Source organism: Saccharothrix sp. NRRL B-16314, assembly GCF_000716595.1.
Lineage (GTDB): Bacteria > Actinomycetota > Actinomycetes > Mycobacteriales > Pseudonocardiaceae > Actinosynnema.
Genome location: NZ_JNXC01000008.1, coordinates 300,720 through 325,821, shown reverse-complemented (window position 1 = coordinate 325,821; position 25,102 = coordinate 300,720). Strand labels below are relative to the sequence as shown.

Here is a 25,102-nt window from a genome sequence, read left to right as displayed (position 1 = left end):
CGGCGGTGGGGTCGGATGGTGCGTCGAACGGGTTGACGGCTCCGAGTGGTCGTGCGCAGGTGCGGGTGATCCGTGCGGCGTTGGCGGATGCCGGGGTTGCGGCGTGCGAGGTGGATGTGGTGGAGGCGCACGGTACGGGGACGAGGTTGGGCGACCCGATCGAGCTGGGCGCGCTGGTGGAGGTCTACGGGCCCGACCGGGAGCATCCCGCCATGGTCGGTTCGGTGAAGTCGAACCTCGGCCACACCCAGGCGGCGGCAGGGGTGGTGGGTGTGGTGAAGGCGCTGCTGGCGATGGGCGAAGGGGTGGTGCCGCGGACGTTGCACGCCGACCGCGTCACGGAAGCGGTGGACTGGTCGTCGGGCGGTGTGGTGGTGGCGGGGGAGCGCTGTGCCTGGCCCGAGGCCGACCGACCGCGCCGGATGGCGGTGTCCTCGTTCGGGATCAGCGGCACCAACGCCCACGTCGTCCTCGAACAGGCCCCGCGACCCCCCGAGGCCGAACCACCCCGCGACGACACCCTGCCCGTGGTGCTGTGGCGACTGTCCGGGCACACCGAACCGGCACTGCGCGCCCAAGCCGCACGGCTGAAGACCTTCGTGGACGACAACCCCGACGTGCACCCGGCCGACGTGGCGCACACGCTGCACACCGGCCGCGCCGCCCTGACGCACCGCGCCGTGGTCCTCGGCCGGGACCGACGAGCCCTCGTCACGGGGCTGACATCGCTCGCCGAGGACGGGGCGTCCGGGGGAGTGGTGCGCGGCCGGGCACTGCCCGGCGGGCTCGCCGTGCTGTGCACCGGGCAGGGCGCTCAACGGGCCGGGATGGGACGCGACCTCGCCGCCGCGTTCCCCGTGTTCGCACGGGCGTTGGACGAGGTGTGCGCGCTGCTGGACGACGACCTGCGGGAGGTCATGTCCGCCGCCGACGACCCGCGCCTGCACAGCACGCTGTTCGCCCAACAGGCACTGTTCGCGTTCGAGGTCGCCGCGTTCCGGCTGCTGGAGTCACACGGCCTGGCGCCGTCCCACCTGTTGGGTCACTCGGTGGGCGAGGTCGCCGCCGCCCACCTGGCCGGAGTGCTCGACCTGCCCGATGCGTGCGCGCTGGTCACCGCCCGCTCCCGGCTGATGGGCACGTTGGCACCGAACGGCGCGATGGCCTCGATCACCGCCACCGAAGCGGAACTGGGCGAGGCGCTGCCACCCGGAGCGGTGCTGGCCGCGGTCAACGGACCGGAATCGGTGGTGGTGTCCGGCACCGCGGACGCGGTCGCCGCGGTGGTCGCCCGCTTCGCCGCCGCCGGACGGCGCACCAAGGCGCTGGCGACCGAGGTCGCCTTCCACTCGCCGCTGGTCGAACCGGCGCTGGCCGAGTTCGGCGCCCGCATCCGCGACCTGCGGTTCAGCGAGCCCCGGATTCCGCTGGTGTCCACGGTGACCGGCCGTCCGGCCGGTGCGGAGATCCTGCTGCCCGACTACTGGGTGCGGCAGGTTCGCGAACCGGTCCGCTTCCGCGCGGGTGTTCTTGCCCTCGCCGAGCAGGGGGTCGCCACGTTCGTCGAAGTCGGACCGGACGCCGTGCTGAGCGCGATGGCAGGGGACTGCCTGCCCGACCACGACCCCGCCACGTTCATCCCGGTCGCCCAGCGCACCGCCCCGGCGGTGGACCAGGCGATCACCGCCCTGGCCCGACTGCACGCGCGCGGCGTGCCGGTGCGCCTCCCGGTCGGCTCCGGCCGGTTCGTGGACCTGCCGACCTACCCGTTCCAGCACCGCCGCTACTGGCTGGACGACAAGGGCGGCGGGCCGGTCATGCCCGGCGCGGCCGATGCCGGTCACCCGTGGCTCGACGCGGTGCTGCGCCCGGCCGGCACCGGCGAACTGCTGTGCACCGGCCGGTTGTCGACCACCACCCACCCCTGGCTGGCCGATCACGCACCCGGCGGGGTGGTGCTCGTGCCCGGCGCCGCGTTCGTCGAGCTGGCCGTGCGGGCCGGTGCGCTGGCCGGAGCGCCAGTGGTGGAGGAACTACTGCTGGACGAGCCGCTCGCGCTGAGCGGGCACGGCTCGGTGCACCTCCAGGTGGCAGTCGCGGCGCCCGACGGTTCCGGCTGTCGCGTCTTGACCGTGCACTCCCGGCCTGCCGACGCCGCCGAGGACGAGCCGTGGACGCGGCACGCCACCGGTGTCCTCGGCGCCACCGCGACCGGCCCCGGTGACGCCCCGGCGATGCCGGGGCCGCGAGCCCGGCCGCTCGACCTGCTGGATGCCTACGACCGGCTGGCCGAGGCGGGCTACGAGTACGGCCCGGCGTTCCGGGCTCTGCGCGCGGTGTGGCGCGAAGGCGACGACCTCCTCGCCGAGATCACCCTGCCGGACCCGGCGCGCGGAGGCCGGTTCACCCTGCACCCGGTGCTGTTGGACGCCGCGCTGCACGCGGCGGCGCTCGACCGGCCGGGCCGGGAGCTCAGCGTGCCGTTCGCGTGGACCGGCGTGACCTCGTGGGCCCGGGCGGGCGACACCGTGCTGGTCCGGCTCTCCCCGACCGGCCCGGACTCGGTCGCCATCCAGGTCACCGACCCGAGCGGGACTCCGGTGCTGTCGGTGGCGGAACTGGTGTCCCGCCCCCTGCGGGCGCCCGGTGCCCGCGTACCCCCGAACTCCCTGTTCCGGCTGGACTGGTCCACGTACACACCCCCGACCACGGTGCCTGCGGGCGACCGGTTCGCCGTGGTGGGCGCTGATCGCCTGGGGCTGGCCGACGCGCTGTCCGGGGCCGGGGTGGACGTGCGCCGGTGCGCCGACTTCGCCGCAGTCCGCGCGGGTGCGTCGGCCACGCTCCTCGTCCCCGTCGTGGCTCCGTCCGATGTGGACATCCCGGCGGCCGTGCACGCGCTGACCCGGGAGGTGTTGACGTTGCTCGGTTCCTGGTCGGCCGACGACCGGCTCACCGACACCCGACTGGTGCTGGTGACGCGCGGAGCGGTGGACACGCCACCGGACCTGCCCGCCGCGGCCGTGTGGGGCCTGGTCCGCACGGCGCAGCTGGAGCACCCGGACCGCATCACCCTGCTCGACGTCGAGGACGTCCGGTGCGCCGCGGACCCGGCCGTGCTCGCCGCGTCGGTCGGGGGCGAGCCGGAGCTGCGCGCCGGACGAGCCGGGATCTCGACGCCCCGGCTGGTTCCCGTCGAGCCGGGGGTGGACACGGGCGGCTGGGACCCCGACGGCACCGTCCTGATCACCGGCGGCACCGGCGCGCTGGGGCTGCTGGTGGCCCGGCACCTCGCCCTCCGACGGCGTGCCGGCCGGATCGTCCTGGCCGGCCGACGCGGTGCGTCCGCACCCGGTGCGGCGGAACTGCGCGCGGAACTGGCCGGCCTGGGCGCCGAGGTGGAGTTCGCGGCGTGCGACGCGACCGACCGGGACGCCTTGGCGTCGCTGGTGGGCTCGTTGACCGGTGGTCGTCCGCTGACCGCTGTCGTGCACAGCGCGGCGGTGCTCGACGACAGCCCGCTCACCGCCTGCACCTCCGAGCGGCTCGCCGCCGTGCTGGCGCCGAAGGTGGACGCGGCCTGGCACCTGCACGAACTCACCGCGGACCTGGACCTGACCGGGTTCGTGCTCTTCTCCTCGGCTGCCGGCACGCTCGGCAGCCCCGGGCAGGCCGCCTACGCGGCGGGCAACGCCTTCCTCGACGGCCTGGCCCGCCATCGCGCCGCACTCGGTCTGCCCGCGACCTCCCTGGCCTGGGGGCCGTGGCAGGACGGGGTCGCAGCCGGAGCCACCGCGGCCGACCAGGCCCGCTTGGACCGCGGCGGCATCCGGCGCCTGTCCGCCGAGCAGGGACTCGCGCTGCTGGACGCGACCCGCGCACGACCGGAACCCGTGCTCGTCCCCTTGTGGTTCGACCGGAACACCGATCCGGCGAGGGTCGCGCCGAAGCTGGCGCCGCTGGTGACCAGCCACCCGCGGCCACCGACACCCGCGCCGCACGCCGACGCGCTGCGGCGCGGGTTGGCGGCGCTGTCCCCGGCGGAGCGCGAACCCGCCGTGGCCCGGATCGTCCGCGCTCAGGTCGCCGCCGTGCTGGGACGGGACGACCTCGACCCGGTCGACTCGCACCGGCCCTTCCCCGACCTGGGCCTCGACTCGCTCACCGCGGTGGAACTGCGCAACGCCCTCGGCGCCGCCACCGGTCTGCGCCTCCCGCCGACCGCGGTGTTCGACCACCCGAACGTGACCGCCCTGGCGAGGCACTTGGCGTCCGCCCTGGACGTCACCGACGCGCCGGGCCAGCCGGCGCCGGCCAACCCGCTGCGCGACCTGTTCCGCACCGCGGTCCGCTCCGGTCGACTGCACCAGGGCCTCGACCTGCTCGCCGCCGCCGCGCACATCGGTCGCCGCACCTTCGCCGAACCGGAGGACCCGCCCGGGGCGCCGGTCACGAACGGACTCGGCACCGGCCGCACCAGCCTGTTCTGCCTGCCCTCGCCGATGGGCCTGGGTGGCGCCTACCAGCTCACCCGGCTGGCCTCGGAGTTCACCGACCCCTGGCACACCTCCGTGCTGCCGATGCCGGGCTTCGACCCGCACGAGGAACTGCCCGCCACCCCCGGAGCCCTGCTGCGCAGGTTCGCCGACCACGTGGTGTCCGCCGCGGCCGGGGAACCGTTCGTGCTGCTCGGGTACTGCGCGGGCGGCGTCATCGGACACGCCGTGGCCGCCCGGCTCGAAGCCCGGGGTGTCCGCCCACGAGCGGTGGTGCTGCTGGACTCCTACCAACCGGACATCCGGGTCGACGAAGCGTTCTGGGCACAGACGCTGGAGATCCTGTTCGAGCGCGAGGAGCAGTTCGGACCGTTCACCGACTACCGCCTGACCGGGATGGGGTGGTACGCCCGCATCATCGAGAGCTGCCCGGTGCGGCGGCTGGACACACCCACCCTGCTGGTCCGCTCCGACCGGTGGGTGGTGCCCCCGCCCTCGGACGCACCGGGCGGCGGGCACGGCTGGCGGGCGAACTGGAGCGCCGCCGACGAGGTGGTCGACGTGCGGGCGAACCACTTCACCATGATCGAGGAGGCGGCCGACGAGACAGCGCGCGTCGTCCGCGCTTGGCTGGACCGGACGGTGGTGTGACGTGCACCCGACTCCGACCGACAAGGGAACCGTTCCGTTCGGGGAATACCGGACCTGGTACAGGGTCACCGGCGAGCCTTCCGCCGACCGGCCGACCGCCGTCGTGCTGCACGGCGGTCCCGGCAGCACGCACGACTACCTGCTGAGACTGTCCGAACTGGCCCGCGAGGACTGGGCGGTGGTGCACTACGACCAACTCGGCAACGGCGGTTCCACCCGACTGGCCGACCGCCCTTCCGAGTTCTGGACCACCGAGTTGTTCCTGGCCGAGCTGGACAACCTGCTCCGCAGGCTCGGCATCGCCGACGACTACGTGCTGATCGGGCACTCGTGGGGCGGCGTGCTGGCCACCGCGCACGCCCAGACCCGGCCCACCGGACTGCGCGGCCTGGTGGTCGCGAACGCGCCACCGTCCTACCCCTTGTGGCGTCGGGAACTGGCCGTGCTGCGCACGCGACTACCCGCTGACGTGGCCGCCGTGCTGACCCGGCACGAGGCCGCGGGCACCACCGACGAGCCGGAGTACCAGGAGGCGTGCCAGGTCTTCTACGACCGGCACGTGTGCCGGATCGTCCCGTGGCCGCGCGACCTCCTCGCCTCCCACTGGGAGATCTGCGGCAATCCGGCGGTGTACCTGGCGATGAACGGCCCCGCCGAGTTCCACGTCACCGGCTCCCTGTGCGACTTCTCCCTGTGCGAGCGCTCCCCCGTCGAGGTACCGGTGCTGCTGCTGTCCGGCGCGCACGACGAGGTCACCCCGGCCGCGATGGAGCCGTTCCGGCGGATCACCCCGCACGCGCGCCGGGTCGTCTTCCCGCGGTCGAGCCACCTGCCGCACTTGGAGGAACCGGCCCTGTTCGACGCCGTGCTCACCGACTTCCTCGGGAGCCTGGTGTGACCGGGGCAGCGCCGGACGCCGGCACCGCGCTCGTCTTCCCCGGCATGGGGCCGTGCCCGTGGGAGTCGGTCGCGGGACTGCTCACCACCGACCCGGTCGCGCGCGAGCTGTGCGCGTTGGCCGACGACGTGCTGGGGTACCGCGTCCGCGAGGCGTTCCGGGACGCCGGGGACGACTACGCCGAGGCGGTCCAGGTCGGTTTCCTGATCAGCTGCCTGGCCCTCGCGGACTGGGCGGAGCGCGAACTCGGCGTGCGACCGGTCGTGTGCGCGGCACCCAGCTTCGGCCTGCGTTCCGCCTTGGCCTTCACCGGCGTGCTGTCGGTCGCCGACACGATCACATTGACCGCCCTGTTGGCGCGGTCCGTGTCGGACTACTTCGACGAGCACCACCGCGACGTGGTCACCCATTCGTTCGCGCGTGCGCCACGCGACCGGGTGGACGAATTGATAGCGGATTTGGCCGGGCGTGACGAATGGTGCGAGATATCGTGCACCGTGGACCACGATTTCCACATGGTCACGCTGCGCGAGCACAACCTCGACTGGCTCCGGCGGCGGTTGCGGTCAATTGGCGCGCTGTCGTTGTACACGATGCGCCCGCCGACGCACGCGCCGGCTTTCGCGCCGCTGCGGCAGCGCCTCGACGTCGAGGTGCTGGACCGGTTCGCGTTCGGCGAGCCACGCGTACCGCTGATCGCGGACCACGACGGCGCGGTGGTCACCACGGCAGGGGAGGTGCGCGCGTTGCTGCTCGACGGTGTGATCAGGTCGGTGCGCTGGCCGGCGGTGGTGACGGCGTTGCGCCACCTCGGGATCGGCGCGGTGTGCGTGGCCGGCCCCGACAGCCTGTTCGGTCGGGTGCCTGCCACCACGGCGCACTTCCGGGTGATCGCGGCCGGCCCGCGTGCCGTCACGCGTCAAGCGGGACGCGCGTAGGACCACTCGCCGGGCATTCGGAAACGAAATATTCCCACTTCTGCCGGTCGGGGTCCGGGTGGAAGTTTCTTTCGAGTGAACAGAGTCCTCCCGTCTTGCGGGGGTCCCGGCCCGTTCGGCACGATCGGTTGGAAACTGTCGCCGGAGTGAATCGTTCATCGACTTCCATCACAATCAGGATGATTTCCCAGGAAGGGTGCGCCCGCTATGACCACGGCAACTCCCGATAGCCGCAAGCGCAGGATCTCCATGGCGTTCAACGCCATGGACGGCTCCGGAAAGGGCAGGCTGGGGCCGCAGGACGTCGACCGGGTCGTCGACGAGCTCGCGAGCAGTCTCGGCGTAGACCCGCGATCCGCGGATGCCGAGGCGTTCCGGCGCGGCGCCCGGCACCTGCACGCGTCGCTCAACAAGAAGCTCGGTCGGCCGGAGAGCACGGAGATCACCGAGAAGGACTACGTCCAAGCCGCCGAGAGCATGTCCACCGCGGAGATCCGCGCGATGGTGGACCCGTACGTGGACGGGCTGTTCGAGTTGATCGACACCGACGACGACGGTTCGATCACCGCCGACGAGTTCGCCCACCACCAGACCGCGCTGGGCATCGACCAGGATCGCGCCACCGAGGCGTTCAGCTCCCTGGACAGCAACGGCGACGGCAAGCTCGGCAAGGAGGAGTTCCGCAAGTACGGCCGCCAGTTCTACCAGGACACCGCCTCCGACTCGGCGGCCGACAACCTGACCGGCCGGGTCTGACCGCTACGCCCTGCCAGTGCCGGTGTCCACTCCTGGGCACCGGCACTGGCAGGGCGTTGTGCATTGTCGTCGGCACAGTCGGCCCCCGTCGGCCCGAGAACCACGAGGAGCGGAAACGTGTTGGTGCACGACCTGCTCGACGACGCGATCGCGACCGCGGGCGCCGAACCGGCCGTCCGCGTCGGCACGCTCCGGTGGACCTATCGTCGGCTGGGCGAGCTCAGCACGGCGTTCGCCCGCTGGCTGGGGGACAACGGGGTACGTCGGGGCGACCGGGTGGTGGTGGTCTCCCCGCCGGCGGCCGGCCTGGCCGCGATGCTGTTCGGCTGCTCCCGCCTGGGCGCGGTCCTCGTGCCGCTGGACCCCGCGATGCGGCCGTTCCACCTGTCCGCCGTGCTGGGCGACGCCGACCCGGCACTGGTGTTGGCAGACGACATCGACCGCATCCGCGGCCTGGCCCGGTGCCCGATCCGCGACCGCGTCGAAGCGTGGGCCGAGGCGTCGACCACGCCCGTCGACCGCGATGCCCTTGCCACAGGCCGGGTTTCACCCGACGACCTCGCGCTGCTCATCTACACCTCCGGGAGCACCGCCACCCCGAAGGCCGTCATGTGCCCGCACTCCCAGGTGACCTTCGTCGCCTCCGCGATCAACGCCGAACTGCGATACCGGCGCGGCGACGTGGTGTTCAGCCGGCTGCCGATGTCGTGGGACTACGGCCTGCACCAGGTCCTGCTGTGCTGCTTGGGACGTGCGGAGCTGGTCGTCGCCCAGCCGCACGACGACCTCCGGCTGCTCGACCGCGTCCGCGACTCGGGCGCCACGGTGCTGCCACTGGTCCCCTCGCTCGCCACCATGATCACCACCTTGTGGGAGCGCGGCGGCGAGCAGCAGACCGCGGTGCGCATGATCACGAGCACCGGCGCGGTGCTGTCGCAGCCGACGATCGACGCCCTCAGGAAGGTCTTCCCGGGCGCCAGGGTGGTGCGCCAGTTCGGGCAGACGGAGTGCAAGCGCATCAGCATCATGCCCCCGGAGGAAGACCGGGAGCGACCGGGCTCCGTGGGCAGGCCGCTGCCCGGCACCGCCGTGCGGGTGCTCGGCCCGGACGGCACGGAACTGCCGTGCGGTGCCACCGGTGAGATCGTCGTCAACGGACCCCACGTGATGCCCGGCTACTGGCGCGCGCCCGAGCTGACAGCACGCACCTTCCGGGTGGACCGCGACGGTCGCCACGTGCTGCACACCGGCGACCAAGGCCACCTCGACGAGGACGGTTACCTCTACTTCGACGGTCGCCACGACGGCGTGTTCAAGCGCAAGGGCGTCCGGGTCAGCACGACGGAGGTCGAAGCGGCGGCCACCGACATCCGCGGTGTGCGCGCGGCCGTCGTCCTGGCGCCCTCGGACCACCACGACCTGACCGTGTGCGTCGAAGGCGACGTCGACTCCCACGCGGTGCTGCGCGAACTCGCCGCCCGACTGGAACCGGCCAAGGTCCCGGCTACCTGCCTGGTCGTGCCCCGACTGCCCCTGACCGGCCAGGGCAAACCCGCGACCGACGAGCTGCACGCCCTGCTGGAAGGCACTTCCCGGTGAATCGACGAGCGGAACTGGCCCAGCGCTTCGGCACTCCGCTGTACGTCTACGACCTCGATCGCGTCCACGCCGCGCGCGACGACCTGCTGTCGGCGTTGCCGGAACCGATCACCCTCCACTACGCGCTCAAAGCCAACCCGCACCCCGACCTGGTCCGAGCCCTGCGGGGTGGGGGCCGCCCCTGCCGGGCCGAGGTGTCCTCCACCGGAGAGCTGGCGGTGGCCCTCGGCGCGGGCGTGCCCGCTGCCCACTGCCTGTACACCGGGCCGGGCAAGACCGCGAGCGAACTGGGAGAGGCGATCCGGCTGGGGGTGCGGCTGTTCTCGGCGGAGTCACCGGGCGACCTGCGCCGCATCGGCGTGGCGGCCACCGACCGCGGCGTGGAGGTCGACTGCCTGCTCCGCGTCAACGCCGCCGCGCCGGGCGGCGCCACCGGCCTCCGGATGACCGGGACGCCCTCCCAGTTCGGTGTCGACGGTGAAACCGTGCCGGCCTTGCTCTCCGACCTCCTGCGGGTCCGGGGCACCCGACTCGTCGGCGCCCACTTCTTCCCGCTCAGCGGCGCCAGGGACGAAGCCGCGCTGCTGGCGGAGTTCACCAACACCGCCTCCGCGGCAGCCGTCCTGCGCGACGCCGGGTTGCCGATGCGGGTGGTGGACATCGGCGGTGGCTTCGCCACGCCGTACGCCACCCCCGGGGAGCGACCGCGCTATCCCGGGTTGAAGGACGGTCTGGGGGCCGTGCTCGACGACCACCTGCCCGGGTGGCGGCGCGGTGAACCTGCCGTGATCGCCGAGTCGGGCCGGTACCTCGTCGGCGACTGCGGCGAGCTGGTGTGCAGGGTGGTGGACGTCAAGCACAGCCGCGGGCGGCGCTTCGTCGTGCTGGACGGGGGTGTCAACGTGTTCGGCGGTCTGTCGGGCCTCGGTCGCCTGCTGCCGATCGGTGTCACCGTCGAGCAGGCCGCCGCTGCGAGCGGACCCGCCACCCTCACCGGTCCGCTGTGCACCCCGGGCGACGTGCTCGGCCGGCAGGTCCCCGTGCCGGACCTGGAACCGGGGGACGTGGTGACGATCCCCAACGCCGGTGCTTACGGGCCCACCGCCAGCCTTGTGGCGTTCCTCGGACGCCCGGCGCCGACCGAGGTCGTTCTCCGCTCCGGTCGGGTGGTGTCGGTGTCCAGCCTGGAGTACCGGCGGGTCGACCGGTCACCGGTGGACCTCGGCGAGCCGGTGCCGACCGGGTGACGCCGTTCCCGAGCGGGACCGATCACTTGCGCGTCACGCGCAGCGGGAGGGACTTCGCGGCCTGGACGCTGTCCGCGGCGTAGTGCTCCACGTCGCCGGCCACCACGTCGATCTCGCCGTACCGATCGAGCAGCTGCTTCAGCACGATGCGCGCTTCCAGTCGGGCAAGGCCCGCTCCCAGGCAGAAGTGGATGCCTTTGCCGAGGCTGAGGTGCGGGTTGGGAGTGCGACGGATGTCGAAGACGTCCGGTGCCGTGAACTTGGCTTCGTCGTGGTTGGCCGAAGCCAGCCAGACGGCCAGCATCGAGCCCGCCGGGATGTCCTGTCCGCCCAACCGCACGTCCTCCAGGGCAATCCGCGTGCCCCAGGTGAACGGCGGGCGCACCCGCAGCGTTTCCTCGAACGCGCCGGGAAGCAGGGACGGGTCCGCCCGCAACTCCGCGACCACGTCGGGGTGTTGGTCCAGGCACAGGAGGGCGTTGCCCAGCGAGGCGGTGGTGGTGACGTGGCCGGCGGTCAGGATCAGCGTGGTCAACCCGATGAGTTCGTCGTCGGTCACCGGCCTGCCGTCGACCTCGGCGGTGACCAACTCGCCGAGCAGACCGGTGCCGGGAGCGGACCGGTGGCGGTCGATCTGCTCCAGCAGGTGGTTCCGCATTTCCGTGAGCACGGGCGCAGCGACGGACACCACGTCCTCGTCCAGGAAGCCGGCGATCCCGTCGTCGAACACGACGGCGTTCGAGTAGCGGTTGAGCAGATCCCCTTGGTCCGTCGGCAGGCCGAGCACCTCACCGAGGACGAGCAGCGGTAGCGGGTTCGCCACCGCTGCGACGAAGTCGAACCGCTCCTGGTCCGCAACGGCGTCCAGCAACCGGTCCGCGCACGCCTCGATCCGAGGACCGAGCGAGGCCACGACCTTCGGGGCGAAAGCGTGCCCCACCAAGCTTCGGTACGTCGCGTGCGAAGGGGGGTCCATCCGCACGAAGTTGCCGACCAGGACCGTGGCGAGTTCCTGCCGGGGCGGCACGAACGAACCGACGTCGCTGGAGAACAACGCCGGCGCGGTGAGCGCACGGAGGACGTCGGCGTACCGGTACACGTGCCACAACCCGGTCGCCGGATCCAGGCTGACCGGCTCCGACTCCCGCTTCGTCCTCAGCAGGTCCGTCAACGACGGTACCCCGGTGCCCGTGGTCATGCCGCTCGTTCTCCCATGTCGTGAGTGGACGGTCGGGGCCTGACCTCGACCGGTTCCCGCGGTGTGCTTCTCGGTGCACCAGAGCCGTACGCGCGATCAGGACGAACCGAGCAGGAGGTTGCCCGCGGCCTCGGGGTCGTCGCTGAGGAAGAGTTCCCGAGTCGCCTGGTCCAGGTCGGCACGGGATATCAGGCCGTCGCCGTCGCGGTCGAGTCGCTGGAGCGCGGCGTTCAGGTCCGGTTCGGACATGCCGTCGATGCCCAGCGCTTTCGCCAACTCCGCGCGGGTGACGAGCCCGTCCCCGTCCGCGTCGGCGATGGCGAACAGGGTGCGGTTCATCGGCACGTACACCCGATCGACCAGTTCGGCGTCGATCAGGTGTACGTAACCAGCCTTGGAAATCAGCCGCCTGCCACCAGGCTCGGCGCGGCTCAACGCCTCCCACAGCTGGTCACCCCAGAGGTGGAACCGCACCGCCTCCGGCGCGTCCGCCGCGATCCCGAAGGCCGCCAAGAGCAGGTCGATGTGGTCGTGGACGTCATCCTCGTCGACCACCCCGTCACCGTCGCGGTCGAGCCGCGCGAACATCTTCTCCCGTTTTCGGACGGACAGACCGGCAGTAGTCATCCAACCTCCACACCAGACGTGCAACCAGGTATAGAGGCATGTCACGTGGCAGACAAGGCCGCATCCCCCGATCGTGAAACCGCGTCTCGGTGCGGAGCACAAGGCATCCTCGTCGTGAGGGTTGAGATCGACGGTCACGGTGCCGGAACCCGTGACACGTCAACGCCGCCGCGAAAGCCAGGAAAGGCGACTTCCGCTGGCCGCCGCCGATACCGCACGCAGCGTGGCCGGGAAGGACAGGAACCAGTGTGATCCGTGGTCGACAGGGCGTCGAACTGCGCGATAAGACTGGCCTATCGGCTCCTTGCGCCGCGACAGGTCGCCGCTCCGGCCGGCCGGCCCAGCGACGAACCTGAGAGGTCTCGCCAGGTGCGGCCCGTGGAGCCCGCCTGGCGCATCAGCCGCTCGACCCGCCGGCAGCAGCTGTCCGCCTGTCCGACCACGATCTTCGTTCCCGGGCATGTCGTGGACAGGCTGCGGTGCAGGGCGTCTGCGTGGTGCGCCTGCTCGTGTGGTGGTGCCTCAGTCGAGGAGCGCGACGCCGGCCTCGCCGGAGTGACGAGGTGTCCATCGCCGCGATGGCAAAGAACTCCGAGGCCGCGCAACCTTACCGAATCGAGTGGAATATCCTTGACTTCTCAAGGTGAATCTCTTGCTGAACTCGGGACTTTCCAGTGATTACCCCTGATGGGGTATCGCAGACATGGGATGTACCGGCTAGGTTGACTTGGCAGGTGTGCGGTCGCGGGGTCTGTGGCATCACGATTGCCTTGTTCGGACGCGCCACACCTGTTCGACTAGGGGGAGTGGGTGTCGAGTATTTTTCGTCTTCGTGTTGTGGCCGTCCTGGTGGCGAGTGCTCTGGTCGGTTCCTGTGGCACTGCCGAACCCCCCGAGCCCTCACCTCAGGGAGCCGCCGAGACGGCCGAGTTCCCGGTCACCGTCGGCTCGGTGACCCTGCCCGAACGGCCCACGCGGATCGTGGTGCTGGCGCCTACGGCCACCGAGATGCTGTTCGCCATGGGCGCGGGCAGCCAGGTCGTCGCGGTGGACGACAACTCCACGTACCCGGCCGAGGCGCCCAGGTCGGACCTGTCGGGGTTCCAGCCCAACGCGGAGGCCATCGCCTCCTACGAACCCGACCTGGTCGTGATCTCCAACGACCTCAACCAGATCAGGGACCAGCTCGGCACGCTGAAGATCCCCGTCTACCTCGCCGGTCCGGCGCAGACGCTGGACGACACGTACACCCAGCTCGGCGACCTCGGCCGGCTCACCGGGCAGGTCCCCGAGGCCGCTGACGTCGTGCGGCGGATGAAGGACGACATCGGCAAGATCCTCGCGGACACGCCGAAGCGCGCGGACAAGCCGACGTACTACTACGAGCTGGACCAGTCGCTGTACTCGGTGACCGGCAACACCTTCGTCGGGTCGCTGTTCGACCAGGTGGGCCTGGTCAACGTGGCCGACGCCGTGGACCCGCAGCAGGTCAACGCCGGCTACCCGCAGCTGTCCGCGGAGTTCCTGATCCAGGCCGACCCCGACCTGATCTTCCTCGCCGACACCAAGTGCTGCGCGCAGAGCCCGGAGACGGTCAAGGAGCGGCCGGGCTGGAGCGCGATCACGGCGGTGCGGGAGGGCCGGATCGTGGCTCTGGACGACGACATCGCCTCGCGTTGGGGGCCGCGCGTGGTCGAGTTGGTCCGGGTGATCGCGGACGCGGTGGATGAGTCCGGGTGAGGGTTCCCTCGTCGTGGTGAAGCGCGCCGACAGCGGGACCCCGGCGCAGCAGGCTCCCGTCCGCGTTCCGCTGCGGCCCGCGCGGCTGCGCCCGGTGTGGCTGGTGGTGGGCCTGGCAGCGGCGTTCGGCGCGCTGGTCGTCGGTGTCAGCGTCGGGCCGGTCACCCTGCCCCTGTCGGGTGTGGCGCGGGAACTGGCTGGTCTGATCCCGGGCGTCGACCTGGACAGCGGGTTGACCGAGCGGCAGCAGGCGCTGCTGCTGGAACTGAGATTGCCGAGGGCCGTGCTCGGGCTGCTGGTGGGCGGGCTGCTCGCGCTGGCCGGCGCGTGCTACCAGGGCGTGTTCCGCAATCCCCTGGCCGACCCGCACCTGCTGGGCGTGGCGGCCGGCGCGGGCCTGGGCGTAACGGCGGTGATCACGTTGCGCCGCAGCGGCGGTGGTGACGCGACCGGGGCGTTGCCGTTCGGCACTCCGCTGGCCGCGTTCGTCGGCGCGATCGCCGCCGTCGCGATGACCTACGCCCTCGCGTCGTCGCGGGGCGGTGACCGGACTCCGTCCACTCTGATCCTGTCGGGCGTCGCGGTGTCGGCCTTTTTGGCCGCCGGCCAGACGTTCCTGATGCAACGCGACGCCGACGCCATCCGCGAGGTCTACTCGTGGCTGTTGGGCAGGCTCGGCACCGCGGGGTGGCGCGACGTCCTGCTGGTGCTGCCCTACGCGGTCGTGACCGCCGTGGTGGTGCTGTTGCACCGACGGGACCTGGACGTGCTGTCGGTGGGTGACGCGGAGGCCTCCGCGCTGGGACTCGACCCGCAGCGCACGCGGTACCTGCTGACGGCCGCGGCGTCGCTGGGCACGGCGGCGGCCGTGTCGGTCTCGGGGCTCATCGGTTTCGTGGGCATCATCGTGCCGCACACCGTCCGGCTGCTCGCAGGCGTCGGTTACCGCACCATCCTCCCGGTCTCCGCGTTGGTCGGCGGCGCGTTCCTGGTGCTGGCCGACCTGGTGGCGCGCACCGCCGCCGCGCCCGCAGAGGTGCCCATCGGCGTGGTCACCGCGTTCCTGGGTGCGCCGTTCTTCGTCCTCGTGCTGCGCACCAGCACGGTGGCACGCTCGTGACCGCCGCCGCCGACCCGGTGATCGAGACCCGGGATTTGAGGGTGGAGCTGGGCGGCAACCGCATCATCGACGGGGTCGACCTGGCCGTCCACGCCGGTGAGTGGGTGACGATCATCGGGCCGAACGGGGCCGGCAAGTCCACCCTCCTCGGGGCGGTCACCGGTTTGGTTCCGGCGACCGGTGAGGCGTACCTGCTCGGCCGGGAAGCGCGCCGGATACGCCACCGCGAGCGGGCCCGCCTCGTCGCCTCCGTCGCCCAGTCGCCGGTGGTGCCGCCGGGTGTCACGGTGCTCGACTACGTCCTGCTCGGCCGCACCGCGTACATCCCCCGGTTCGGTCGCGAGTCGGCCGCCGACCTCGACGTGGTGCACGAGGTGCTGGTCGGGCTGGAGCTGTACGGCTTCGCCGGCCGCGTGCTGACCACGTTGTCGGGTGGTGAGCTCCAGCGGGTCTTCCTGGCCCGTGCCCTGGCCCAGCAGGCGCGGTTGCTGCTGCTCGACGAGCCGACCAGTGCGCTGGACATCGGCCACCAGCAGGAAGTCCTGGACCTGGTGGACGCGTTGCGCCGCGACCACGAGCTGACCGTGCTGACCACGATGCACGACCTGTCGATCACCGGTGCGTATGCCGATCGGGTGGTCTTGCTCGCCGGTGGTCGCGTGGTGGCCGACGGCACGCCGCGCGAGGTGATCACCGAAGCCGCGCTCGCCACCCACTACCAGGCGCGGGTCCGGGTGATCGACACCGGCGACGGGCCGCTAGTGGTGCCCGTCCGAGCCCGCTGAACCGCACATCGGGAACACAGAGGAGGGCCCGTGGAACAGCTGCCCTACACCGATTCCACGGGACTGCTCGCTGAACGTGCTCGCCTGGTCGACCGCCTGGCCGACGAGGGCTACCTCTACCTGCGGAACGTGCTGCCGGCGGCCGAGGTTGCGCGGGTGCGCCACCAGGTCTTGGCGCTCGCCACCGACGCGGGCTGGCTGCGCACGAGGACGGTGGGCACCTCGCAGCCGAGCGGAGTGGGGACACCGCAGCCGGGCAGAGCGGAGACACCGCAGCCGAGCGGAGCGTGGACACCGCAGCCTGGTGGAGCGTGGACACCCCAGCCGACCGGAGCGGGCACACCCCAGCCAACCGGCGCGGCCCTGCCTGCCGTCGATGCCGAGGCCATGGCCCGGTGCCCCGAACCGACCCGCCAGGCCGTCCTGAAGGCGATGTGGCGCCTGCGCGACCTGCACGCGCTGATGCACTCCGCCGCCCTCCTCGCCGTGGTGGAATCCCTGCTCGGCGAACCGGTTTTCGTCCACCCCCGCAAGGTGCTGCGGTTCGTCGCGCCCGAGCGTTCGCTGGTCGTCAGCGGCCTGCACCAGGACCACCCCGGCGTGCAGGGCTCTCCGCGCACCCTCACCGCCTGGACCCCGCTCGCCCCCGTCACGCCGGAGACCGGCGGCCTGACGATCGTGCCCCGGTCACACCGCGACGGCCTGCTGCCCCTGCGGCTGTGCGCCGGGACGATCGTCGGCTGGGAGACAGATCTACCGGTCGACGTGGTCCACAGCGGACCGATGGACCCCGGCGACGTCCTCGTGTTCACCGCGTACACGGTGCACGGCGGCAGCCCCAACACCGGTGGCCTGCGGCTGTCCGCGGACTGCCGCTACCAGCCGCTCGACGAGCCGGTCTGCCGCGACTCCGTCGAACTCGACGACGGCGACTGGGACGAGGTCTACCGCACCTGGCCGGGTCGGGGTCGGGACGACCCGCTGGCGCACTACTGGCGAGGGCTGCCGCTCGTCCTCGCGGACTACGACCCGCGAGCCGACGCGGCGCGGGAACGCGAAGCGATCGCCGCCGGCCGCCGCCACGACCCCGCCGCCGCAAGTGCGTTGCGGGTCACCGCCGAGCACAGCGGGGACCCGGCGGTCGCGGCAGAGGCCGCCGCCCTGCTGCGCTCACTCCCAGACCAGGACCACGACAACGACGATCCCAGGAGGACATCATGGCGCTGAGCCCGCAGGCAGAACTCGTGTGGCAAGGTCGCATCCACTTGGGCGACGAGCCGGGCATCCACGGCAACGCCGCCTACAGCGGTCTCGGTGTGGAGTTACCACTCACGCTGGACAAGACCGACCCCACGGCCGCGGACACGACGACGCTGGTCGTGCGCACCCGGGACGTGCAGACCTTCCAGGGCTACCCGGGACACCTGATCACGGTGACCGCCTACGTGCCCGACCCGACCGACCCGAACCACAGCACACCCACCGTGCTGGCCTCCGAACGCCTCACCAGCGCCGACGACAACACCAAGGAGGTGGAGGTCGACCTGTCCGGGCTGACCTTCCCGGCGTTCCTCGGGGTACGGGTCGCGGTGGACACCGAAGTACCGCCGGGCCTGTACGACGACTTCCTGCTCGTCCGGTTGAGCAACAGCGCGACGGACTTCGCGTTCGTCGCCACCTTCGGGTTCCGGGCATGACCGCGTCCAGCCCACCCCAGGAGCACTACACGTCGGACATCGTCGGCGCGCACGTCGGCGTCCCGGGCGCCGGGCTGCACGCCTACTTCACCAGGGACCTGCTGCACCCGCCGATGGTCGCGGACACGGAGATGTGGGCCGACGGCGAGCAGTGGTGGCGGGGGTCGAGGGACCACACGCTGGACGTGGGCAGGCTGGCGAAGCTCGTTCCCGGGGAGCACGTCCTCGACATCGGCGGCGGTGTCGGCGGGCCGGCCCGGCTGCTGGCCGAGCACTACGGCGTGTCGGTCACCTCGGTCACCAACTCCGTCGCGCACGCCACGACCCACCGGCGGATCACCGAACGCCACCCGCAGTTCCGCGACACGGTCCGGGTGCACGTCGCCGACTGCCAGCGCGAACTGCCCGAGGGGCCGTACGACGTGGCGGTCAGCATCAACATGATCTACCAGGTGTCCGACCACCAAGCCGCGTTCACCCGTGTCTTCGAGGCGCTGCGGCCGGACGGGCGGTTCGTGGTGGACGACTGGATGCTCACGCCGCTGGCCGACCACCACGACATCGAGCGGTTGTCGGCCCACTTCCGCTACCCGCACTTCACGCACACGGACCGGATCGAGCACGAACTGCTCGCGGCGGGGTTCCCTCCCGCCGAGGCGATCATGGACCTCGGGCACATCGGCCGCGGTCCCATGGCCGAGCACTTCGAGCACCAGATGCGCAGCTACTTCGCCCCCAGGGTGCTCGCCGACTGGCCCGGTGACCCGCACGTCCTGCCCGGCCGGCCCGCCTACGGGAAGATGATGCTCGACGAGTTCATCGCCGCGGTGAACCTCACCCTGGAGTTGTACCGCGATCACCGCATGACCTACCGGCGGCTTCTGGTGCGCAAACCCCGCCGGCCCGTCCCGCGAGAGGACCCGGCATGGACGTGAAGACCAACACCGAACTCGTCGAGGGCCTTGGCCGGGACGGTTTCTGCCTCGTGCCCGGGGTGCTCGACCAAGCCGAGCTGGACGGGCTGGCGGAACTGGCCCGGCGAAAGCTCGACGCCGAGCCGCGCGACCACTTCGAGCGGTTCTCCCACCACGGCAGCCTCATCCCGGTGCGCTACGACGATCCGGAACTCGTCGCGGTCCTGCTGTCGCGGGGTGTCCAGGAGGCGTTCCGCGACCTGGGCATGACCGACCCGAAGTGGATCAACGGTTACGTGATCGCGAAACCACCGCGGTCACCGGGGCTGTGGTGGCACCAGGACTGGTGGGCCTGGGGCACGCCCCGCACGTACGTCGTGGAGCCGACCCAGCTGTTCTGCATGCTCTACCTGCACCCCACCACGCCCGAGAACGGCTGCCTGCGGGCGATCCCGGGCAGCCACCTCGCCCGCCACCCGCTGCACGACCTCCCGGAACCGCACACCCTGGAGATCGAGGGCCAGCCCGCGGACTCGCCGTCCCACCAGTCGTGGCCGGGCGAGGTCGACGTGCTCGCGCAGCCCGGCGACCTCGTGATCGGTGACGTCCGGGTGATCCACTCCACCCACCCGAACACGACCGACGCGTGGCGGACCGCGGTGGACCTGCTGCTGGTGCCGCACTTCTCCTCGCTGCCCGCGGAGTTCCGCGCGCACTACACGAACCAGTTCTGCCAGCCGCCGGTCGGCTGGTGGGAGGACCCCGACCACCCGCTGGCAGGCACCCCGTTCGGTGAGCTGCTGCCGACCTACGACGGCCCGGACCGGGACCGCATGATGGACTACTCCCGCAAGCCGGCGTGGCCGAACCCGTGACCGGCGAGGCGATCACGACGAGCGGCCTCGGCCGGGTCTTCGGCGATCGCCACGCGGTGTGCGACCTCGACCTGCGGGTGCCGACCGGGCAGGTGATGGGCCTGCTCGGTCCGAACGGCGCGGGCAAGACCACCACGATCCGCATGCTGACGACGCTGCTGGCACCCACCTCCGGCAGCGCCCGCGTCGCCGGCCTCGACGTGCGGCGGGACCCGGCCCGCGCCCGCCGCCACATCGGGTACGTGCCGCAGGAGAAGGGAGTCCGGCACCTGCTCACCGGCAGGGAGAGCGCGGAGATCGAGGCGGACCTGCACCACATCCCCCGCCGGGACCGGGATCGGCGGGTGGCCGAGGTGCTGGACCTGCTCGGCCTGCTGCCCGACGCCGACCGGCTCGTGTCGGAGTACTCCGGCGGCATGCAACGCCGGTTGGACCTCGCGTGCGGGCTGCTGCACCGACCCGACGTGCTGATCCTGGACGAACCGACGCTGGGGCTGGACGTGCCGTCCAGGCGCCAGGTCTGGGACCACGTCAGGGAACTGCGCGACGGCGGCGGGACGGTCCTGCTGGCCACGAACTACCTCGACGAGGCGGACGCGCTGTGCGACCGCGTGACGATCCTCGACCGGGGCCGCGGTGTGGTGACCGGGACGCCCGCCGAGCTGAAGCGGAAGTTCGGGGCCGACGTGGTCGTGGTCCGAACCCGGCAGGCGGACCGGCTCCGACAGGTGCTCAGCGGTTTGTCCTGGGTGCAGCAGGTGAAAGCGGTCGACGACGAGGTGTCGGTGTTCGTCGCGGACGCGCCCTCGGCGCTCCCCGCGGTCGTGGCCGAGGCGCAGCTGCACGACGTGGCGGTGCTGAGGGCGACCTACGAGCGGCCGACGCTCGACGACGTGTTCCTGCGCTCCACCGGTCGCGCCGCGGAGGGCCGGCCGTGACGGTCACGCCGGGGCGGCGTTCCGACCGTTCGGTCCCGCTCCGCGCGGACCGGTTCGGCAGGTGGGCGCAGGAACTGCGGGCGCTGCTGCGCCGGTGGTACCTGCAACTGGTCCGGGAACGCGCCCACCTCGTCCTCACCCTGTGCCAACCCGCGTTCTGGTTGGTGTTCTTCGGTCTCGGCGTCGGCAGGCTGGTCGACCGCGCCACCGTCGGCACGGACGACTACACCGGGTTCATCCTGCCCGGTGTGATCGGGTCCACCGTCATCGGCTCGGCGATCAGCGGCGCCGTGCCGTTGTTGTGGGACAAGGAAACCGGGTACTTGCACAAGTTGCTCAGCATGCCGATCAACCGCGGTTCCATCCTCTTGAGCAGGCTGCTGTTCCAGGTCTTGGTGACCGCCGTGCAGGTCGCGTTCATCCTGCTGGTCGCCGTCGCCCTCGGTGTGCGGGTGGCCACCGGTCTGCCCGGCCACCTGCTGGTGCTGCTGGTGGCGGCGCTTCTCACTGTGGCGCTGACGGCGATCTTCCTGGCGCTGGCCTACCTCGGTCCCGGGCACAACACGTTCTTCACCGTCAGCGGTTTCGCCGCTCTGCCCTTGCTGTTGGCCAGCAACGCTTTCGTGCCGCTGGCGGCAATGCCGGTGTGGATGGCGGCGGTCGCCCGGCTGAACCCGTTGACCTACGCCAACGAGGCGTCCCGGCTGCTGGTGCTCGACGGCTGGCGCGCGGACCTCGTCGGCTACCTCGTGGGACTGTCGCTGTTCGCGGTGGTGTGCGTCGCCGCCGCCTACCTGGCCTTTCGCAAGCAAACAGGGGGATCGACGTGAAACCGGAACTCCACCAGGTCGCCGGCAGACCGCTCCTGCTGTGGCGCCTCGACCGCCCGTTGCTCGCCATCTCGTCGGCCGTGCACGGCGGCGGCATCGGTGAACGCGAGTGGGTCGTCAACGCCACGGTCGAGTCCGACTACCGCCGTGACGACCCGGGCGACCACGTCGCCGAACTGGCCGCCGCGTGCGGTCTGACCGGCACCGGCACAGGACTGCTCACCGCCCTGGACGTGCGGCGTCAGGTGACCGTGACCGATTCCGGTGTGACCGTCACCGCCACCACCGGGATCGGCGCCCACTGCACCTGGGCGGCGGGGGAGGAGGAACTGGCCTGGCTGCCGGGCACCATCAACGTCGTGGGCCTGCTCCCGGTGCGCCTCACCCCGGCCGCACTCGTCAACGCCGTCGCCACGGTGGCCGAGGCGAAAGCCCAAGCGCTGGCCGAAGCCGGCCTGCCCGGCACCGGCACGCCGACCGACGCCACGGTCCTGCTCTGCCCGACGAGCGGCCCGTTCGACAGCTACGGCGGCCCCCGCTCCGTCTACGGCTCCAGGTTGGCGCGCGTCGTACACGCCTGCGTGCGCGCGGGCCTCCGGACGTCTCCGATGTCCTGACCGACCCGTGGAACACGAGCCACCCGCCGAGGTGCGCCACGATGGCGTCGATGGTCGGGCGGTCCCATGGACGCGTCCGCGTTTCCCGGGTTGGGATGTTGCGGCGATCTCCACGTCGCCGTTCCGGGGTATCGGGCGCCGCCCCGCCCAGCCGGTGAGACGTGCTCGATCGCCCCGGCCTGCACGACAGAACCAGTCACCGGGCGGCTGGCTGCATTCCACACCCGATCACCGTGCCGTCGCGGCTCAGGCGGTGTCGTTCGGATCAGCTGGGGTGCGGGGTGAACGGGGCCAGGAGGAGGTTGGTGAGGCGCGGCTGCCGCAGGGCGACGTGCGACTGCTGGACACGCCCACCGCGCAGCGCCTGCTGAACGACTCGACTCTCGTGGCGCGGCTGGCCTACACCGGCAAGGACGGCACGCCGCGGCTGATCCCGGTGAACTTCCTGTGGAACGGCGACGAGATCGTCATCGGCGCATTCGCAGGCACCTACAAGGTGCGCGACCTGCGTGCGCGCCCGGACGTGGCGATCACCATCGACACGTCCGACGGTCCTCCGCAGGTGTTGATGCTGCGCGGGAAGGTGACCCTGGCCGAGGTCGAGGGCGTGCTGCCCGAGTACGCCGCCATCCAGCGCGCCGGGTTGGGGGAGGAGGCAGGCGACGCCTACGTGGCGGCGATCGACATGCCCGGCCTGCGGATGGTCCGGATCGCGCTGCGCCCGGCCTGGGTCGGGGTCCTGGACTTCCAGGAGCGGTTCCCGGGCCTGACGCCCGAACCCGTTCTCGCGGCTCTGGGCGCCGGCGGGTGATGTCGAACGGGCCCGGACTCCGGTTCGGCAACACTGTCTGGTGTACTGCGGCTATCGTCCAGGGCGCGCGACCATTCGGAAGGGTTCATTCAGTGTCCGTTGCGATCACTCCTCGTCCCTTGAGCTCAAGTGAGAGGGCTGCGGTCGAGTCGATCCTTTCCTGTGAGTTCCCGGGGGTAGCTGAACTGCGGGCACAAGTTGACTTTGTGCAGGTAGTCGGACGGTGGGGAGTCGACTCGGTCAGCGTCGACCTCTCGGTCCTGAGTGAGGCTCCTCGGTCACCGGGTGTCGTCGGCGTGATTCCGGTGGACGCAGTAGTTGTCGGCGAATCGGGTGCATTGCTCGGCGAAGTCCTGCTCTGGGCTACCGATGGATATCTCTCGGCACTCGAATGTGCCTGGTATGGGGATGTATCCCCAAGTGCCCTTCCGGATGTGGCAATGATCGCCACCGAGGTGCGAGCGTAGTCCTGGCGCCGTCGCTGCGACGTCCCCTGGCGAGTCGATCTTGGAAAGAGCTTTCCGACGTTGACCGGCGACCGGCTCGGTGAAGATGGAGAAGCCGATCGGTGAACGATCAGTTCTGTTCGGTGAGCCAGTTCGTGAGATCGTCCAGGCAGGTGCCGAGTTCGTGCGGGCTCACCAGTTCGTAGTGAACCTGGTCGATGACGCCGGTCGCGAGGTTACCGGCGTCGAGTTCAGCCTCGCCGCTGGTCCACACGACGAGCTGGCCTGCCAGGTCGCCGGTCTCGCAGTCGACCCAAGCGGCGGACTTGTCGCGCTCGGGGCCGAACGTGAGCTGCCACCGGATCCCCGCGCGTTCCCACCGCGGCGCGTGTGCGTGCACGGCCGCAGCGAATTGGGCGAGGTCGAGTTCGATCACGCTGGTGATGTTATGCGGCTGCGGTGGTCTCCGGTGCCTGGTAGGGGGTCTTGGTGCGGAGCATGGTGAACAGGACGTGGGCCCGGCAGATAGGGCGGCGAGCGCGGCCAGGAAGAACGCTCGTTCGAGTTTGAGCTTGCTGGTGCGGGCCGGGTGTTCGCCTTCGATGGAGGTGCAGGAGCCGCGGGTGACCGGGGAGGTGCTGTCGCGGGCGTGGGCCCACCGGCGGTCTTGGACACGGTCAAAACCGGTGCGCAGGACAGGGACGAGATCAGCGCCACGTGGGGTGGGATCGAGGCGCTGTCGTAGACCGGCAGGGAGGAGCCGATGACGCGGAGGTGTTTCCATCCTGCGTCGTCAGCATCCGACGCATCCCTCCACGGCGTGGGGCGGGCCCCGTTGCGGGCATGGATAGGCTTTGTTGTCACGGGCGACCGTCGAAGCATCCGGTGGTGAGGAGGACCCGATGACACCTCAACCGTGTACGGACGGCACGTTGCGGCACCTGTCGGTGGATCTCGACGACGACCACAGCTACGGCGGGGAGGGCGGGAGTACGGGTTTCACGCTGTGTTCGGCTCCGGAGCGTCCGGTCTGGGGCACGGATCAGTGGGGGATGGCCATGGCGTACGAAATGTATGCCAGTGACACGTACGTCGACATCGCCGCGTTGCCGCCGTGTGTGGAGTGCCTGCGGGTGGCGGAGTTGCTGGCCGACCCCGACACCGCGCCGCCGCTGCATCGGAGGACTCCGCGGCCGGACTTCGCCCGCGGGTTCACGGGTGATCTGATTCGGACCCTCCTGCGGGTCGACGTCGCCACCGGCGCCTCGCTCGGCTGGCGGGCCGCCGTGCACCTGCTGACCTTCACCTCGGTGCCGGACCAGCCGGGCTTCGGTGACCTCGTGCAGATCGTGGATTTGGTGTGGGACAATGAGATCGTGCGGATGGGGCAGCTCACCGGTTGGACGGCGGTGGTGGGTTTCGCGGCTGCCGCCGAAGTGCCGGACCGTGACCGGAAAATGATCGCCGTGGCCGCGAGCCTCGCCGGCGGGCCGCAGGTCGACCTCAAAGCCGCCGTCAGCTTCGTCGATGATCCGGCGGCGGCCCGGCGGGTGATCGAGGCGATCACGATCGCCATGGGTCACGGCGACCGGTGGGAGCTCACCGAGAGACCAGACCCGAGCGCCCACACCTGATCGAGGACGGGACGCCCTTGGCGTCGGTGACGCTCAACAGTGGGTAACCGCGGGCGAGCATGGTCTTGCCGACCGCTTCGCACACGGCGTCCGGGCCCTTGTCCTAGGCGAGCGCCGCCGGGTCAGGGAACGTCAGGCCGTCGAAGTGCTGGTTCGCTGCCATGGACGGTCGGTCCGGCCGGTCGTCACCGGACAGGAACACCACGCCGGCCACGCCCGCGCCGATCAGGACCAGCACGCCGATGATCGCCGTGAGCACGATCGGCTTCTTCGACCGGGGCGCGC

Annotated in this window: 22 protein-coding genes; 18 read left to right on the top strand and 4 right to left on the bottom strand. The window is 71.4% G+C overall.

The annotated features are described in order from the left end of the window. Positions 1-5: 5 nt before the first annotated feature. The 6 genes from OQ02_RS16425 (at position 6) to OQ02_RS16400 (ending at position 10,585) form a co-directional block, all read left to right on the top strand. On the top strand, positions 6-5,147 hold the full coding sequence (locus OQ02_RS16425) for a type I polyketide synthase (RefSeq protein ID WP_081915691.1): 5,142 nt from the start codon (positions 6-8) through the stop codon (positions 5,145-5,147). Between the two features lies 1 nt (position 5,148). Further along, the gene (locus OQ02_RS16420) at positions 5,149-6,045 is read left to right on the top strand and encodes a proline iminopeptidase-family hydrolase (RefSeq protein WP_033439237.1); all 897 of its coding nucleotides are present in this window, start codon (positions 5,149-5,151) and stop codon (positions 6,043-6,045) included. After that, a complete protein-coding gene (locus OQ02_RS16415) occupies positions 6,042-6,983 on the top strand; it encodes an ACP S-malonyltransferase (protein ID WP_033439236.1) in 942 nt (313 codons plus the stop codon). Before OQ02_RS16420 ends, OQ02_RS16415 begins: the two co-directional genes overlap by 4 nt. A 207-nt stretch (positions 6,984-7,190) precedes the next feature. Then, complete coding sequence (locus OQ02_RS16410) at positions 7,191-7,739, top strand: EF-hand domain-containing protein (RefSeq protein ID WP_081915690.1); 549 nt, start codon at positions 7,191-7,193, stop codon at positions 7,737-7,739. Between the two features lie 117 nt (positions 7,740-7,856). Continuing rightward, positions 7,857-9,338, top strand: coding sequence for an AMP-binding protein (locus tag OQ02_RS16405; RefSeq protein ID WP_051772387.1), 1,482 nt, complete (start codon positions 7,857-7,859; stop codon positions 9,336-9,338). Beyond that, entirely contained in the window at positions 9,335-10,585 is a 1,251-nt protein-coding gene (locus tag OQ02_RS16400; protein WP_033439234.1) for a decarboxylase, read from the top strand. The genes OQ02_RS16405 and OQ02_RS16400 overlap by 4 nt, the downstream gene beginning before the upstream one ends. Positions 10,586-10,607: 22 nt before the next feature. Here the strand turns inward: OQ02_RS16400 and OQ02_RS16395 are convergent, their stop codons facing one another. Then, positions 10,608-11,783 carry a cytochrome P450 gene (locus OQ02_RS16395; protein ID WP_033439233.1) on the bottom strand — a complete coding sequence of 392 codons (1,176 nt, stop codon included), beginning with the start codon at positions 11,781-11,783 and terminating at the stop codon, positions 10,608-10,610. Between the two features lie 96 nt (positions 11,784-11,879). Then, positions 11,880-12,410 (bottom strand): EF-hand domain-containing protein, encoded by a 531-nt coding sequence (locus OQ02_RS16390; protein ID WP_081915689.1) that lies wholly within the window; start codon positions 12,408-12,410, stop codon positions 11,880-11,882. 951 nt (positions 12,411-13,361) lie between these two features. Here OQ02_RS16390 and OQ02_RS16385 point away from each other — a divergent pair. From OQ02_RS16385 to OQ02_RS16335, 11 genes are all read left to right on the top strand, one after another. Next, on the top strand, positions 13,362-14,150 hold the full coding sequence (locus tag OQ02_RS16385; protein WP_197043359.1) for an ABC transporter substrate-binding protein: 789 nt from the start codon (positions 13,362-13,364) through the stop codon (positions 14,148-14,150). After that, complete coding sequence (locus OQ02_RS16380) at positions 14,137-15,270, top strand: FecCD family ABC transporter permease (protein ID WP_081915688.1); 1,134 nt, start codon at positions 14,137-14,139, stop codon at positions 15,268-15,270. Before OQ02_RS16385 ends, OQ02_RS16380 begins: the two co-directional genes overlap by 14 nt. Next, complete coding sequence (locus OQ02_RS16375; RefSeq protein WP_051772386.1) at positions 15,267-16,055, top strand: ABC transporter ATP-binding protein; 789 nt, start codon at positions 15,267-15,269, stop codon at positions 16,053-16,055. The genes OQ02_RS16380 and OQ02_RS16375 overlap by 4 nt, the downstream gene beginning before the upstream one ends. Before the next feature lie 30 nt (positions 16,056-16,085). Beyond that, a complete protein-coding gene (locus tag OQ02_RS40990) occupies positions 16,086-17,282 on the top strand; it encodes a phytanoyl-CoA dioxygenase family protein (protein ID WP_051772385.1) in 1,197 nt (398 codons plus the stop codon). Then, positions 17,273-17,752: a hypothetical protein gene (locus OQ02_RS16365; protein ID WP_033439230.1), complete on the top strand. Its 480-nt coding sequence runs from the start codon at positions 17,273-17,275 to the stop codon at positions 17,750-17,752. The genes OQ02_RS40990 and OQ02_RS16365 overlap by 10 nt, the downstream gene beginning before the upstream one ends. Then, positions 17,749-18,687: an SAM-dependent methyltransferase gene (locus OQ02_RS16360; RefSeq protein ID WP_033439229.1), complete on the top strand. Its 939-nt coding sequence runs from the start codon at positions 17,749-17,751 to the stop codon at positions 18,685-18,687. Before OQ02_RS16365 ends, OQ02_RS16360 begins: the two co-directional genes overlap by 4 nt. Next, positions 18,678-19,541: a phytanoyl-CoA dioxygenase family protein gene (locus OQ02_RS40985; RefSeq protein WP_051772384.1), complete on the top strand. Its 864-nt coding sequence runs from the start codon at positions 18,678-18,680 to the stop codon at positions 19,539-19,541. The genes OQ02_RS16360 and OQ02_RS40985 overlap by 10 nt, the downstream gene beginning before the upstream one ends. After that, a complete protein-coding gene (locus tag OQ02_RS16350; protein WP_063747079.1) occupies positions 19,526-20,479 on the top strand; it encodes an ABC transporter ATP-binding protein in 954 nt (317 codons plus the stop codon). Before OQ02_RS40985 ends, OQ02_RS16350 begins: the two co-directional genes overlap by 16 nt. After that, on the top strand, positions 20,476-21,309 hold the full coding sequence (locus OQ02_RS16345; protein ID WP_051772383.1) for an ABC transporter permease: 834 nt from the start codon (positions 20,476-20,478) through the stop codon (positions 21,307-21,309). The genes OQ02_RS16350 and OQ02_RS16345 overlap by 4 nt, the downstream gene beginning before the upstream one ends. Beyond that, positions 21,306-21,926 carry an adenosylcobinamide amidohydrolase gene (locus OQ02_RS16340; RefSeq protein WP_231500062.1) on the top strand — a complete coding sequence of 207 codons (621 nt, stop codon included), beginning with the start codon at positions 21,306-21,308 and terminating at the stop codon, positions 21,924-21,926. The genes OQ02_RS16345 and OQ02_RS16340 overlap by 4 nt, the downstream gene beginning before the upstream one ends. Before the next feature lie 274 nt (positions 21,927-22,200). Continuing rightward, a complete protein-coding gene (locus OQ02_RS16335; protein ID WP_231500061.1) occupies positions 22,201-22,737 on the top strand; it encodes a pyridoxamine 5'-phosphate oxidase family protein in 537 nt (178 codons plus the stop codon). Between the two features lie 576 nt (positions 22,738-23,313). Here OQ02_RS16335 and OQ02_RS16330 read toward each other — a convergent pair. Continuing rightward, positions 23,314-23,619 (bottom strand): hypothetical protein, encoded by a 306-nt coding sequence (locus OQ02_RS16330; protein WP_197043358.1) that lies wholly within the window; start codon positions 23,617-23,619, stop codon positions 23,314-23,316. A 622-nt stretch (positions 23,620-24,241) separates the two neighbouring features. Between OQ02_RS16330 and OQ02_RS16325 the strand changes: the two genes are divergently transcribed. Continuing rightward, the gene (locus OQ02_RS16325; RefSeq protein WP_231500060.1) at positions 24,242-24,817 is read left to right on the top strand and encodes a hypothetical protein; all 576 of its coding nucleotides are present in this window, start codon (positions 24,242-24,244) and stop codon (positions 24,815-24,817) included. 103 nt (positions 24,818-24,920) lie between these two features. Here OQ02_RS16325 and OQ02_RS43805 read toward each other — a convergent pair whose 3' ends face one another. Then, the gene (locus OQ02_RS43805; protein WP_156077082.1) at positions 24,921-25,076 is read right to left on the bottom strand and encodes a hypothetical protein; all 156 of its coding nucleotides are present in this window, start codon (positions 25,074-25,076) and stop codon (positions 24,921-24,923) included. Between the last annotated feature and the right edge of the window lie 26 nt (positions 25,077-25,102).

What these genes read in the sequence shown, in the direction of transcription:
- OQ02_RS16360 (WP_033439229.1), top strand. Translation starts at nt 17,749, where the DNA reads ATGACCGCGTCCAGCCCACCCCAGGAGCACTACACGTCGGACATCGTC.
- OQ02_RS16325 (WP_231500060.1), top strand. Translation starts at nt 24,242, where the DNA reads ATGGCGTACGAAATGTATGCCAGTGACACGTACGTCGACATCGCCGCG.
- OQ02_RS16390 (WP_081915689.1), bottom strand. Translation starts at nt 12,410, where the DNA reads ATGACTACTGCCGGTCTGTCCGTCCGAAAACGGGAGAAGATGTTCGCG.
- OQ02_RS16410 (WP_081915690.1), top strand. Translation starts at nt 7,191, where the DNA reads ATGACCACGGCAACTCCCGATAGCCGCAAGCGCAGGATCTCCATGGCG.
- OQ02_RS16365 (WP_033439230.1), top strand. Translation starts at nt 17,273, where the DNA reads ATGGCGCTGAGCCCGCAGGCAGAACTCGTGTGGCAAGGTCGCATCCAC.
- OQ02_RS16395 (WP_033439233.1), bottom strand. Translation starts at nt 11,783, where the DNA reads ATGACCACGGGCACCGGGGTACCGTCGTTGACGGACCTGCTGAGGACG.
- OQ02_RS16380 (WP_081915688.1), top strand. Translation starts at nt 14,137, where the DNA reads ATGAGTCCGGGTGAGGGTTCCCTCGTCGTGGTGAAGCGCGCCGACAGC.
- OQ02_RS40985 (WP_051772384.1), top strand. Translation starts at nt 18,678, where the DNA reads ATGGACGTGAAGACCAACACCGAACTCGTCGAGGGCCTTGGCCGGGAC.